Here is a 12,540-nt window from a genome sequence, read left to right as displayed (position 1 = left end):
CCCCACCCCGCCCGAGCACCGACGAGAGGTGGATCGGTTCGGTCATGTCGTCACCAAGTCGCGGAGGCGGGACAGGCGGGCGGGGCCGATGCCGTCTACTTCGCCGAGTTGGGTGACGTCGGTGAAGCGGCCGTTGGTGGTGCGCCAGGCGAGGATGGCTTTGGCGGTGACCGGGCCGACTCCGGGGAGGGCGTCGAGTTCGGCTTCCGTCGCTGTGTTCAGGTTGATGCGCGCGGTCGGGGCGTTGGCGTTCGGGGTCGGTGCGCTGGTGGCGCTGTGGCCCGCCGTGGGGGCACGGTCGGCGGCACCGATCATGACGCTGCCCAGGCGTGGAGGTCCCGATTGTGGGCCGGTCGTGCCGACGACGACCTGGTCGCCGTCGGTCAGGCGCTGGGCCAGGTTCAGACCTGCGAGATCAGCGCCGTCGGTGGCGCCGCCCGCCCGCTCGATGGCGTCGGCGACGCGCGTACCACCCGGCAGGTGGTGCAGGCCTGGCCGTTCGACCAGACCGACCACGCTGACAACAACTTCCGCCGACGGGCTCGGCATCGCGCCGGCCACCGCGGCCATGCCGGCACTCGGCTCCGAGTGGGCGCCCGCGCTCTCCGCGCGAACGACAGGTACCGGTGGCAACGCCTGTGGCGTGGGCTGATCACGGAGGACCAGCACTCCGGTGCAGAGAACAGCTGCCAGGCCCACCGAGCCGAGGACGAGCGCGCCCCGGCGGCCTGGATCGACCCGCGCCTGCCGGAATCGTTCCGGGACGAGTCGGCGCAGACCACCGGAGTCGGCGCCGACGTCGAGCCAGCCCGGCGAACGCACCTCCCCCGTCGAGCCGAGTTCCTCCTCGTCCCAGCGTCCTTCGGTGGCGCGGCGCGGACGTGCCGGGTCCGGCTCACCGCGCAGCGAGCCGCTGGACCCGGGTTTGTCGCGCAGCGCCAGCCCGCCCAGCCGTTGCCGTACCCGCTCGTGTTCGTCGTGTCGTGACATGGCATCGACGCTACGACCCGGCGACCGCGGGAAACCGGCGCCGACCTGGGCCTCGAGCAGGCCTGTGGACAACCCCGAGCCTGTGGACAACTCGCGGTCCCACGGCCGTCGAGACCGGACCCGCGCCGACCGAGCGAATACGGTGCGCACATGGCCGAGACCGCGTACGGATGGATCCATGGACCTGGCACTACGATTCCGCGACTTCGCGCACCGCGAGGTGAGCGGCAATTCCCCGCTGTACCACCGGCGTGCGATCGACATCGCCGCGGATCCAGCGGTGCTGGCGCTGATCGCCGAGCTGCCACCGGACGGCGCCCGGCGACAGCACGGTGGTCGTTCTCCACAGCGCTGTGCTCACCTACCTCGCGGAGCGCGCCCGCGAGGAGTTCATCGCGTCGGTGCGTGCGCTGCCCTGCCACTGGGTGTCGCAGGAGGGCACCGGCGTGATCGCCGAGTTCACCGGCCGGCTGCCCGAACGGGATTCGGGCTCGGCGCGGATGGTGCTGGCGGTCGACGGCGAGCCGGTCGCCTACGCCGGGCCGCACGGTCAGTACCTGGACTGGTTCGGCCCGGCGTAGCGGGGACGGCGTCAGACGCGGCGCATCACCGAGACCACCCGGCCCAGGATCACGGCTTCGTCGCCGTCGATGACCGAGTAGGCGGGGTTACGTGGTTCGAGCAGGACGTGGCCGTTGCGCCGGCGATACACCTTGACGGTGGCCTCCTCACCGATCATGGCGGCGACGATGTCACCGTTGTTCGCCTCACGCTGGCTGCGCACGACAACCAGATCGCCGTCACAGATCGCGGCGTCGATCATGGAGTCACCGCGCACCCGGAGCCCGAAAACCTCACCGCGACCCACCAGTTCGCGCGGCAGCGTCAGTACGTCGTCGGCGTGCTGCTCGGCCAGGATCGGCGTGCCGGCGGCGATGTCGCCGACCACCGGCACGGTCACCGAGGCATCGGAGCGGGCGGCCGGTGTATCGCGCAGAAACAGGCGCACATCGATTTGGCGCGCCATCCCGGTGCCACGCCGCAGGAAACCGTCCTCCTCCAACGCTTTCAGGTGCTGGGAGACCGTGGAGGTGGACCGCAGACCGACCGCGTCGGCGATCTCCCGCGCGCTCGGCGCGAAGCCGTGCGCGAGCACCGAATCCCGGATCACGGCGAGGATGTGTTGCCTGCGGGGCGGCAGGTGCGCGGTGTCGGGGAAGTCGAAGTCGTCGTATCCGGTCACCGGGGCATCGTAGAGGCCCATCGGGCCGGACCGTCGGCTCAGCCTCCCGGCGCGCCCTTCAGCCCCGGAAATCGGCGCCGGTCAGGAACACCCACCGGGCACGACGAGCACACCGAGCGCGCCGACGCCGAGATGGACACCGAGGGTGGGACCGAACTCGCCGACGTACAGCTCCTCGACCTCCGGCACCTGTTCACGCAGCTGGGCCGCGATGGTCTCGGCGGCATCGGCGGCGCCCAGGTGCTGGACCGCGAGGGCGGCACCGTCGCGCCCGGCCGCCTCCACCGCGGCCGCGACCAGCTTGGTGTAGGCGCGCGACCGCGTCCGCACCTTCTCGCGCAGTTCCAGCTTGCCCTCGACCAGCTGCAGCAGCGGCTTCGTCACCAGTTCGCTGCCGAAGAACGCGGCGGCGCTGCTCAGCCTGCCACCCTTGCGCAGCTGCTCGGTGCGGTTGACCAGGATGAACGTACGGGCGCGCGCGGCGGCCGTCACCGCGCGTTCGTAGACCGCGTCCAGCGCCTCGCCTGCCCGAGCGCGGCGTGCGGCCGCGAGCACGGGCAGACCGGTCGCCAAGCCCGCACCCAGCGAATCCACCAGGCGGACGCGGTCTTCGGCGCCCATGTCGCGGACGGCCTGCCTGCCCGACTCCCAGGTCGCCGACAGCGTGCGCGACAGATGCACGGCGACGACACCGTCGCCGTCACTGCGGCGCAGCGCCCGTTCGTAGACTTCGCGCAGCTCGCCCGGCGAGGCGGCCGAGGTGGTGACCGCATCCGTCGAGTAATCGATCTCGACGGGGTCGACACCCTCCCGGATCTCCCGGTCGCCGACGAGCACGTGCAACGGGACCACTTCGATACCGAGCTCGCCGACGACGTCGGCCGACAGCCCGGCCGCCGAATCGGTGACCACCACAACGGTCACGGACTACCGGACCTCCTGCAGCGCCTTGGTCATCGCCGTCGCCACCGCCGCGTGCCCGGCCCAGCCCCAGTGGATGCCGTCCGGGTTCGCCTCGCCCGACTCGATGTTGTCGCGCACGGCTTCGCCGAGGTCGACCAGTGGCACCGAGGTCCGGCCCGACCATGCCTGCAGCGCCTTGACCGCGCGCGCCCGGCCCCGATGCACCCGGCCGTAGGCATCGCACTTGTGCACCGACGGCAGCACCGCGACCACGGGCAGCTCGGGGCGCAGGTGATTCAGCGCCTCGCGCGACTGCTCGAGGTAGTCGACACTCACCCTCGGCGGAAGCGCCACGGGCCGACCGAGTTTCGACAGCTTCGGCTGCAGCCAGTTGTACGAGGCACGCACGCCACGACGCAGCTTGGGCGGACGGATGTAGCGGATCAGCTCGCGCAGGGCGGTCGGCAGCGGCGAGGGCAGCGTGTCCATGCCACCGACGGCGAACACGACGGCACCCGCCCGTGGCACGGCGGCCCACACCCGCGGGTCGCCGATCAGTGCCCAGTAGGCGTCTCGGCAAGTCCAGCCGATCCGGGCGATCAGCTCGACGTCCCAATCCAGTTCGGCGGCCACCATATTCGGCCAGATCCGGGGATCGTCGGCGGGCAGGCCGCCCTTGGGACCGTAGTAGGCGAGCGAGTCGGCGATCACCAGCAGCACGGGACGCGGCGCGGCGGACTCCACCGGCCGGGGCGCGGTGGCTTCCTCGACGAGCACCACCTCCGCGGCAGCCTCGCCGAGCGATTCACCCTGCGCGACAGCGGGCTCGGCGGCCGGAGCGGGCACCTCGGTGACCGTAGCGGCCACGGTGACGGCATCGGCCGACACCGTCGCGACCGCATCCGCCGCAGGCTCGTCATCCACCGACGTGTCGTCATCGACCGACGAAGCGGAATCATCTGCCGCACTTGCCGACTGGAGGCCAAGCGCGGCAGCGGGCTCCGCCACCGAATCAGCGGCAACCGCGACCTCGTCGGCGCTCGCGGCAAGGTTTGTCCCCTCGAGCACGTCCGTGTCGGCCGCCGACTCGGTGGTATCCGACTGCGCGGCAGCCGGTTCGGCGTCGGACGTGGCGGAATCCGCGACAACCTCGGCCTCGGCAGCCTCGCCCGCTGTGGCAGGCTCGGCGTCTGCATCGTCCGACGAGCCGCCCGTCGCCACCGCATCGCCTGCCGCGGTGTCGATCTGCTCGGGCTCGGCGGCTACCGGCGCCGACGGCGGGCCGAACAGCGCATCGGGCAGCGAGCGCTCGCTGCGCGCGGTGACCTGCTTGAAGAGTTCGTCCGGTACCGAACGGATGGGCTCCTCACGCTCAGGGCGTGCGGGCTCAGCGGGTGGCGGGCCGAACAGCGCGTCCGGCAATTGCCGTCCGGGCTTGGCCGTCACCTGCTGGAACAGTTCGTCCGGTACCGATCGGACGGGCTCTTCAGAGGACATCGGGAGCTACCTTCGCCGCTGCGTTCCAAACATCGAGGCGCCAGCCGGGTCGGTCGATGTCCGGCCCGTGGCTGGACAGCTGCACCCAGCTCGTATTGGCCAGCCCGCCGAGGGCGGGCCAGTTCTCCGGAGGCAGTTCCAGCAACGCGGCCGTGAGGGCAGCGATCAGCCCGCCGTGCGCAACCAGGATGATAGTCCGGCCCGGCCAATCCTGCCGGTCCTTGTACAGTTCGCGAACCACGGGCAGGGCGCGGGCGCCGACCTCGAGTTTGCTCTCGCCGCCGGGCGGTGTGTAGGTGGCGTCGAGCCGCCACTGCACGCGCGCGCCGGGGTAGTCGGCGTCGACCTCGAGATGGGTCAGGCCCTCCCAGTCGCCCAGGTGGGTCTCGCGCAGCCGCTGATCGGCGATGACCGGCAGATTGCTGATGTCACCGAGCGCCTGCGCGGTCTCCTTGGCACGACGCAGATCGGAGGCGTGGACCGCGATCGCGTTGCGGGACACCAGTTCCCGTGCAGCCTCTTTGGCCTGCTGCCTGCCGAGGTCGGTGAGATCGGTATCGATCTGGCCCTGCATCCGGTCGGCGGCGTTCCATTCGGTCTGCCCGTGCCGCAGCAGGATCAGCGTGCGCACATGGGCGTACTTGCTCACTCGGTGTCGCCCTCTACCTGTGCGTCGGCGGCGGCGGGTGTCGCCGGTGCGGCGATGCCCTCGACGGCCACGGTCGGGCAGTCACGCCACAACCGCTCCAGCGCATAGAAATTGCGCTCGTCGTTGTGCTGGATGTGCACGACGATGTCGACGTAGTCGAGCAGCGCCCAGCGACCCTCGCGGGTGCCCTCGCGACGGACCGGCTTGTGCCCGGCTTCGCGCAGCTTCTCCTCGACGTTGTCGACGATCGCGTTGACCTGACGCTCGTTGGGCGCCGAGGCGATCACGAAGCAGTCGGTGATCACCAGCTGCTCGGAGACGTCGAGGACGACGACGTCGGTGGCGAGTTTGTCGTCGGCCGCCAGTGCGGCGACCTTGGCCATTTCGACCGCTTCGGCAGTGGCAGTCACGACTGCACCTCGCTCGTGTGGCTCAACGTCAGCTACCTTCCGTTCCTGCGGGCACATACAGGTGCCGCTTCGATATGTACTGCACCACGCCGTCGGGGACGAGGTACCAGACCGGCCGACCCTCCGCAGCGCGGCGGCGGCACTCGCTCGACGAGATGGCCAGCGCGGGGATCTCGATCATCGTGACGGCATCGGCGGGCAGGTCCCGCAGATGCTCCTCGAGATGGTCGGTGTTCAGCTCGTACCCCGGACGGCTCACCCCGACGAACTTCGCCAGTTCGAACAGTTCGGTCCAATCCTGCCATGTCAGGATGTTGGCCAGCGCGTCCGCACCGGTGATGAAGTACAGCTCCGCGTCGGGATGGGCGTTCTGCATCTCGCGCAGGGTGTCCACCGTGTAGGTGACCTTGTTGCGTTCGATATCCGCCCGGCTGACCGAGAACCTCGGGTTGGACGCGGTGGCGATGACGGTCATCAGGTAGCGGTCCTCGGCGGGACTGACCTGCTTGTTCACCTTCTGCCACGGCTGACCGGTGGGAACGAAGATGACCTCGTCGAGCTCGAACCGGTTCGCGACCTCGCTGGCCGCGACCAGGTGACCGTGGTGAATCGGGTCGAACGTGCCGCCCATGACGCCGAGCTTGCGGCGCGGCCGAGCTGTCTCGTGCATGAGGTCCGAGCTTAACGGGGTTGCCACCACTCGACCGGACCGGACCGCCCCCGAGCGGCCGGGCGGTCGTTCGGGCCCGACGCCTGCGCGCACATCTGGGCGAACTGGGCGCGGGTGCGATCGAGCTCGTCGGCGATGTGCGCGGCGGGCTCGGCGGCGAGCCGCAGATTCAATTCGGCCATCAGCACGTCGATCGTGACCCACCACGGACCGCGCGTCCGGCCCGCCGGGCCGCGCAACTGCAGCCAGGCCGCCGCGCGCAGACAGCGGGCCCGCGGCACGATCTTGTCCAGCTCACCCCATAGGCCGGCGGCGCGCAGGTAGCCGCCCAGCGCCGCGGACTCCTGCCCGCAGCACTCGCGGGCGACGGCGGCCGACCACACCAGGTCGGCGTGCCGGTGCCGTTGGGTGGGCGAGCTCGCGAGCAGCCGGGCCGCCTCGGTGAACTGCCAGGCGGCCTGCCGGTAGCGGCCGAGCCGCAGCAGCGACTCGGCGAACTCGGCGCGGACCAGCGCGAGCTCACCGGGCGGATAGGCGATGGCGCCGGTGAGCAGGGGCCGGTCGAAGGCGGTGACCGCCTCGGCATGCCTGCCCGCCCGCGCCCAAGCCCGGCCGGCGACCACCCACAGGTGTGCCGCGTCGGCAGGCGAGATCGGGTGCCAGCACGCCGCGGCGGCTGCCGCCGCCCTGGCCAGGTCTCGATCCCGGCGCGGTTGGGCGGCGACGGCGGTGACCAGGCGGGTGCGTAGCTCGGCGAGTTCGCGCCCGTCGAGCTCGCCGCAGCCGACGACCAGGGCACGGCGCAGCTGTTCCTCCGCGGCGGCGGGTGCGTCGGCCAGCCGGGTCGCCGCGAGTGCGGCCAGCCGCCGCGCGGCCCGTGCCCCCGCGCCCGGACGCAGGTGCTCGGGACGCACGATCTCCCCGGACGGGACGGTGCTCTCGGGTGCCGCGCACGGCGACGGGACGGCCCCGGCGCCGTCGTTCGCGAGCGGGTCGGTCACCGGGTCGACCGCGCCCGCCGTGCCACCACTCGTATCACCGTGTCGGCCGACGCCCGTCGACCGAACCGCTCGTCGTCGCGCGACGCCCCTGCCAGCATGGCGGTGATCTTGGTGGGTGGCGCCTGTAAGCGGCTTAACGTCCGCTGAAACGATCAGACCGTGGGGCGCTTGGATTTCGGCAGTTTGGCCACGATCGCGTCGTAGGAGGCATCGATCAGCTCGCGCAGTTCGTCGGGTGGGACGGCGCCGCCGACGGTGACGCTGTTCCAGCCGTAGCGGCCGATGTAGGCCGAGGCGGTGACATCGTCGGGATAGACGTGCACCAGTTCGTCGGCTTCGGCGCGGTCACGGCCGCATTTGAGGCCGATCGAGCCGCCGTCACCGAGGAAGGCGAAGATCTTGTCGCCGACCTTGGCGACGACGTCGCCCTCCCACGGTTCGTCCTGCCAGGCACCGGGTTTGGCCAGGCAGTAGGTCAGCAGATCCTCGCTCATCACCAGCTCCTTCACACGGGCAGCAACCGGGAGACCACATCGGTCAGCTGCCGGGCCGACCGGCATTCGTGCATCTCGATCACCTCGCCGTAGTCGCGGGCCGCCGAATCGCCGGTGCCCCACAGGTTCCGCGGCTCCGGGTTCAGCCAGTGCGCGTGCCGGGCGGTGTCGACGAGCTGACGCAGGATGTCGAGTTTCGGATTGCGGTAGTTGGTGCGGCCGTCGCCGAGGACCAGCAGGGAGCTGCGGCTGGTGACGGCGTCGCCGAAGTTGTCGGCGAAGGTGGTCAGGGCCTGGCCGTAGTCGGAGTGCCCGTCGGCGTCGATGATCCGCGACTCGGTGAAGATCCTGGTGAGCACGTTGTCGAGGCCGGCGTAGGGATCGAAGAAGCCGGTGACCTCGTCGGTGCGGTCGACGAAGGCGAAGATCCTGACCCGCGAGAACTGCTCGCGCAACGCGCTCACCAGCAGCATGGTGAAGTTGCTGAAGCCGGCCACCGACCCCGAGATGTCGCACAGCAGCACCAGTTCCGGGCGGCCGGGCCGTGGCTTGCGATTCACCAGATCGATCGGCACGCCACCGGTCGACATCGAGGCCCGCAGGGTCTTGCGCAGGTCGATCTCACCGCGGCGGGCTTTCTTGCGCCGCACGGCCAAGCGAGACGCCAGGATGCGCGCCAGCCGCTGGCTGCCGCGGCGCAGTTCGACGAGTTCGCGTTCGGAGGCGCGCAGGAAGTCGGCGTCCTCGGCCTGGCGGGCGACGCCGTAGGTGGCGACGCGTTCACGCCCGATCTGTTCGGCGACGCGACGGTTGGTCTCGGCTTCCACACTCGCCCGGAATCCGGCGATCCGCTCCCGGACGATCCGCTGGGCCACCTCGGTGTCGCGTTCGCCGGCGTCCGGCGGCAGCGCGAGCCCCGCCAGCACCCGGGACAGCAAGGTCTGTGGCGCGAGGTCTTTCATCGCCTGGTAAGCGGAGAACGACGGCCCGCGTGCGGACTGGTACTGGCCGAGCTGTTCGACGACCTGCCCGGCCAGCAGCTCCAACTGCTGACCGGCATCCTCCGCGGCGAGCAGCTCGGCGAGCTGCTCGCGCAGGGCAGGCAGGTCGATCTGACCGTCGGGCGTGCGTGGCAGGTCGCGTGTCTCGGTGGTGCGCTCCCCCACCGCGACCGGGAACCACAGGTCGAACAGCCCGTCGAAGGTGGCGCGGTGGGTGGGGCGGCGCAGCAGCGCGCACGCCAGCCCCTCGCGCACGGACTCGCGATCGAGGAGGTCGAGCACGGTGAGCACCCGGCCCGCGTCGACGGTTTCCGACGGGCCGACCGGCACACCGCGAGCCCGCAGGGCCGCGACGAACCCGGCGACGTGCCCGCCGAGTCCGTGCTGGGCAGGCGCTGTCATCTCAGGCCAGCTTCAGCTCGGCCAGCGCGCGCTGGTGGTCGCTGCGGTGCTTGAGCACCACGCCGAGGGTGGCGCGCACAGTGGCGTCGTCGAGGTCTGCGGCGCCCAGGGCGAGCAGGGTCTGGCCCCAGTCGATCGATTCGGCCACCGACGGCAGCTTCTTGAGCTGCATCCCGCGCAGCACGTGCACGATCCGCACCAGCTGCTCGGCGACCGACTCCGACAGCTCGGGCACCCGGCTGGCCAGGATGCGACGCTCCAGGTCTTCGTCCGGGAAGTCCAGGTGCAGGTACAGGCAGCGGCGCTTGAGCGCCTCCGACAGCTCACGGGTGGCGTTCGAGGTGAGCACCACGAACGGCTTGCGGGTGGCGGTGATGGTGCCCAGCTCCGGCACGGTCACCGCGAAATCGCTGAGCACCTCCAGCAGCAGGCCCTCGATCTCGACGTCGGCCTTGTCGGTCTCGTCGATCAGCAGCACCGTCGGCTCGCTGCGCCGGATGGCGGTGAGCAGCGGGCGCGAGAGCAGGAATTCCTCGGTGAAGACGTCGGCTTTGGTTTCGGCCCAGTCGTTCTCGCTCGACGCCTGGATCCGCAGGATCTGCTTGGCGTGGTTCCACTCGTAGAGCGCGCGGGCCTCGTCGACACCCTCGTAGCACTGCAGCCGGACCAGTTCGGCGCCGGCGACCTGGGCCACCGCGCGTGACAGCTCGGTCTTGCCGACACCGGCCGGACCTTCGATGAGCAGCGGCTTGCCCAGCCGGTCGGCCAGGAAGACCGAGGTGGCGGTGGCCTTGTCGGCCAGATAGCCGGTCTCGGACAGGCGGGTGATGACGTCGTCGACCGAGGTGAAGATCGGTTCCTGTACCAGTGTCACGATCACACCGGCCGAGTCTGGCCGTCGCCCCACACGATCCACTTCGTGGAGGTGAGTTCGGGCAGTGCCATCGGGCCGCGGGCATGCAGCTTCTGGGTGGAGATGCCGATCTCGGCGCCGAAACCGAACTGCTCGCCATCGGTGAACGCGGTGGACGCGTTCACCATCACCGCGGCGGCGTCGACGCGCGTGGTGAACGCGCGCGCGGCGGCCAGGTCGGCGGTGACGATGGCCTCGGTGTGGCCGGTGCCCCACGTGTTGATGTGCTCGACGGCGGCGTCGAGATCGTCGACGACCTTCAGCGCGATGTCGAGGGTGAGGTACTCCTCGCCCCAGTCGGTATCCGTGGCGGGCACCTGGCCGGGCAGATCGCCGTGGATGGTGACGCCGGCGTCCTCGAGCGCCTTGCTCAGCCGCGGCAGCGCCGTCTCGGCGACCGCCGCGTCGATGAGCACGGTCTCGGCGGCGTTGCAGACGCTGGGGCGGCGGGTCTTGGCGTTGAGCAGAATCGCCTCGGCCATGTCCAGGTCGGCGGCGGAGTGCACGTAGACGTGGCAGTTGCCGGTGCCGGTCTCGATGGTCGGCACCTGCGCGTCGCGCACGACCGCGTTGATCAAGCCGGCGCCACCGCGCGGGATGACCACGTCGACCAGGCCGCGGGCCTGGATCAGGTGGGTGACGCTGGAGCGGTCGTGGCTGGGCAGCAGCTGGACCGCGTCGGCCGGGACGCTCTGGGCGACAAGGGCTTCACGCAGCACCTCGACGAGAGCAGCGTTGGAGTTCGCGGCCGAGGAGGAGCCACGCAGCAGGGCCGCGTTGCCCGACTTGAGCGCGAGGCCGAACGCGTCGACGGTAACGTTGGGCCGCGCCTCGTAGACCATGCCGACCACGCCGAGCGGCACCCGCGTCTGGCGGATCTCGAGGCCGTTGGGCAGGGTGGAACCGCGCACGACGACGCCGACCGGATCGGGCAGCCCGGCCACCTGACGCAGGCCGGCGGCGATGCCGTCGATGCGGTCCTCGGTCAGCCGCAGGCGGTCGAGCAGGTTCTCCTCGGTGCCTGCGGCCTGCGCGGTCGCGATGTCGGCGGCGTTGGCCGCCAGCACGCGGTCGGCGGCGGCGAGCAGGGCGTCGGCCGCCGCGTGCAGGGCCTCGTTCTTCTGCGCCGTGGTCAGCTGAGCCAGCACACGGGACGCGACGCGAGCCCTGCGGGCGGCGTCGTGCACCGCTGCGCGGATGTCGAGCTCGGGGGTCACTTCTACCGTCATGGGTATCAGCGTACGCAGGCCGCCGGTCCGCCTCGACGCCACCCGGACCCCGGAATACCGCTCCGACCGGCGGCGGGACCGAGTTGTCCACAGGATTTCGCAACGCCGTGGGACTTGTCCACAGGTCATAGGCGGCACGACGTCGACCTCGGTACGGGCACCACTAGGTTGGCCACCATGGACAGCTCCGCCGGTCAGACCGTCGTCGTGCTCGGCAGTATCAACATGGACCTGGTCACGAGCACCCAGCGCAGGCCCGCGCCGGGTGAGACGGTGCTCGGATCCGGCTTCGCGACGGTGCCCGGCGGCAAGGGCGCGAACCAGGCGATCGCGGCGGCCCGGTCGGGCGCGCGGGTACGGTTCCTCGGCGCGGTCGGCGACGATGCGTTCGCGACCACGCTGCGCGCCACCTTGACCGACGCCGGGGTCGATACCTCTCTGCTGCGCACCGCCGAGGGCCCGAGCGGAGTCGCCACGATCGTGGTCGACGGGACCGGCGAGAACAGCATCATCGTCGTCGCCGGGGCGAACAGCCGGGTGACCGAGCTGACCGAGGACGAACGCGCGGCGATCGCGGCCGCCGATATCCTGCTGTGCCAGTTGGAGTTTCCCCTCGACACCGTCGCCGCGGCCGCCCGGCACGCGAGGGCGTCGGGCACGATCGTCGCGCTGAATCCCTCGCCGGTACAACCGTTGCCTGCGGAGCTGTGGGCCGATGTGGATCTGGCCATCGTGAATGCGCTGGAGTCCGGACGGTATTCGGCCGACCTCGACCGGATTCCGCACGTGGTGCGCACGCTCGGCGGTGACGGTGCGCGGTATCGATCAGCCGAGGGCGTCGAGTTCACCGTCGCCGGACACCCGGTCGATGTCGTCGACACGACCGGCGCGGGCGACGCCTTCACCGGCGCGCTCGTCGCCACCTGGGCGACCGGACCGTTACCCGCGGTGACCTGGGCCAATGCCGCCGGCGCCGTGGCGACCACCCGCCTGGGCGCCAGCTCCTCGATTCCGGACCGCGCCCGGATCGAACGCGCGCTCACGACGGACTGATCCGTCTCGCCGCAGCCCGCGCCCGGCGATATTCAGGTGCGCTGCCGTGGCCGCGGTCCTACCGTTGGTAGTACACCAAGGAAAG

Annotated in this window: 13 protein-coding genes and 1 pseudogene; 2 read left to right on the top strand and 12 right to left on the bottom strand. The window is 71.0% G+C overall.

All coding sequences use genetic code 11. The features are described 5' to 3' along the window. Window positions 1–42: 42 nt before the first annotated feature. Entirely contained in the window at window positions 43–990 is a 948-nt protein-coding gene (locus tag NV348_RS25840) for a ComEA family DNA-binding protein (RefSeq protein ID WP_447149162.1), read from the bottom strand. Between the two features lie 323 nt (window positions 991–1,313). Here NV348_RS25840 and NV348_RS25835 point away from each other — a divergent pair. Then, window positions 1,314–1,571 (top strand): annotated as a pseudogene (locus tag NV348_RS25835) (DUF2332 family protein); the annotation flags it as partial. Between the two features lie 11 nt (window positions 1,572–1,582). Here the strand turns inward: NV348_RS25835 and lexA are convergent. The 11 genes from lexA to NV348_RS25780 form a co-directional block, all read right to left on the bottom strand. After that, entirely contained in the window at window positions 1,583–2,254 is a 672-nt protein-coding gene (lexA, locus tag NV348_RS25830) for a transcriptional repressor LexA (protein WP_447149161.1), read from the bottom strand. Window positions 2,255–2,314: 60 nt separating this feature from the next. Continuing rightward, window positions 2,315–3,157, bottom strand: coding sequence for a DegV family protein (locus NV348_RS25825; protein ID WP_447149160.1), 843 nt, complete (start codon window positions 3,155–3,157; stop codon window positions 2,315–2,317). A 3-nt stretch (window positions 3,158–3,160) separates the two neighbouring features. Next, window positions 3,161–4,633, bottom strand: coding sequence for a diglucosylglycerate octanoyltransferase (gene octT / locus NV348_RS25820; protein WP_447149159.1), 1,473 nt, complete (start codon window positions 4,631–4,633; stop codon window positions 3,161–3,163). Next, window positions 4,623–5,282 carry a histidine phosphatase family protein gene (locus NV348_RS25815; protein ID WP_447149158.1) on the bottom strand — a complete coding sequence of 220 codons (660 nt, stop codon included), beginning with the start codon at window positions 5,280–5,282 and terminating at the stop codon, window positions 4,623–4,625. Before NV348_RS25815 ends, octT begins: the two co-directional genes overlap by 11 nt. After that, on the bottom strand, window positions 5,279–5,692 hold the full coding sequence (gene rsfS / locus NV348_RS25810) for a ribosome silencing factor (protein WP_447149157.1): 414 nt from the start codon (window positions 5,690–5,692) through the stop codon (window positions 5,279–5,281). Before rsfS ends, NV348_RS25815 begins: the two co-directional genes overlap by 4 nt. Before the next feature lie 28 nt (window positions 5,693–5,720). Beyond that, a complete protein-coding gene (nadD, locus tag NV348_RS25805) occupies window positions 5,721–6,362 on the bottom strand; it encodes a nicotinate-nucleotide adenylyltransferase (protein WP_218721446.1) in 642 nt (213 codons plus the stop codon). A gap of 11 nt (window positions 6,363–6,373) precedes the next feature. Then, the gene (locus tag NV348_RS25800) at window positions 6,374–7,363 is read right to left on the bottom strand and encodes a hypothetical protein (protein WP_447149156.1); all 990 of its coding nucleotides are present in this window, start codon (window positions 7,361–7,363) and stop codon (window positions 6,374–6,376) included. 152 nt (window positions 7,364–7,515) lie between these two features. Continuing rightward, window positions 7,516–7,857, bottom strand: a complete 342-nt coding sequence (locus NV348_RS25795) for an MmcQ/YjbR family DNA-binding protein (protein WP_447149155.1) — start codon at window positions 7,855–7,857, stop codon at window positions 7,516–7,518. Between the two features lie 11 nt (window positions 7,858–7,868). Further along, window positions 7,869–9,260 (bottom strand): vWA domain-containing protein, encoded by a 1,392-nt coding sequence (locus NV348_RS25790; RefSeq protein ID WP_447149154.1) that lies wholly within the window; start codon window positions 9,258–9,260, stop codon window positions 7,869–7,871. A 1-nt stretch (window position 9,261) separates the two neighbouring features. Continuing rightward, window positions 9,262–10,140, bottom strand: a complete 879-nt coding sequence (locus NV348_RS25785; RefSeq protein ID WP_447149153.1) for an AAA family ATPase — start codon at window positions 10,138–10,140, stop codon at window positions 9,262–9,264. After that, entirely contained in the window at window positions 10,137–11,402 is a 1,266-nt protein-coding gene (locus NV348_RS25780) for a glutamate-5-semialdehyde dehydrogenase (RefSeq protein ID WP_447149152.1), read from the bottom strand. Before NV348_RS25780 ends, NV348_RS25785 begins: the two co-directional genes overlap by 4 nt. 177 nt (window positions 11,403–11,579) lie before the next feature. Between NV348_RS25780 and NV348_RS25775 the strand changes: the two genes are divergently transcribed. Further along, on the top strand, window positions 11,580–12,455 hold the full coding sequence (locus NV348_RS25775; RefSeq protein ID WP_447149151.1) for a ribokinase: 876 nt from the start codon (window positions 11,580–11,582) through the stop codon (window positions 12,453–12,455). Window positions 12,456–12,540: the final 85 nt, after the last annotated feature.

Source organism: Nocardia fodinahabitans (assembly GCF_052983615.1).
This window is presented reverse-complemented; position numbering and strand designations above follow the sequence as displayed.

Coding starts and splice junctions, on each gene's coding strand:
- NV348_RS25790 (WP_447149154.1), bottom strand. CDS start 9,260: ATGACAGCGCCTGCCCAGCACGGACTCGGCGGGCACGTCGCCGGGTTC.
- lexA (WP_447149161.1), bottom strand. CDS start 2,254: ATGGGCCTCTACGATGCCCCGGTGACCGGATACGACGACTTCGACTTC.
- NV348_RS25795 (WP_447149155.1), bottom strand. CDS start 7,857: ATGAGCGAGGATCTGCTGACCTACTGCCTGGCCAAACCCGGTGCCTGG.
- octT (WP_447149159.1), bottom strand. CDS start 4,633: ATGTCCTCTGAAGAGCCCGTCCGATCGGTACCGGACGAACTGTTCCAG.
- nadD (WP_218721446.1), bottom strand. CDS start 6,362: ATGCACGAGACAGCTCGGCCGCGCCGCAAGCTCGGCGTCATGGGCGGC.
- NV348_RS25840 (WP_447149162.1), bottom strand. CDS start 990: ATGTCACGACACGACGAACACGAGCGGGTACGGCAACGGCTGGGCGGG.
- NV348_RS25780 (WP_447149152.1), bottom strand. CDS start 11,402: ATGACGGTAGAAGTGACCCCCGAGCTCGACATCCGCGCAGCGGTGCAC.
- NV348_RS25775 (WP_447149151.1), top strand. CDS start 11,580: ATGGACAGCTCCGCCGGTCAGACCGTCGTCGTGCTCGGCAGTATCAAC.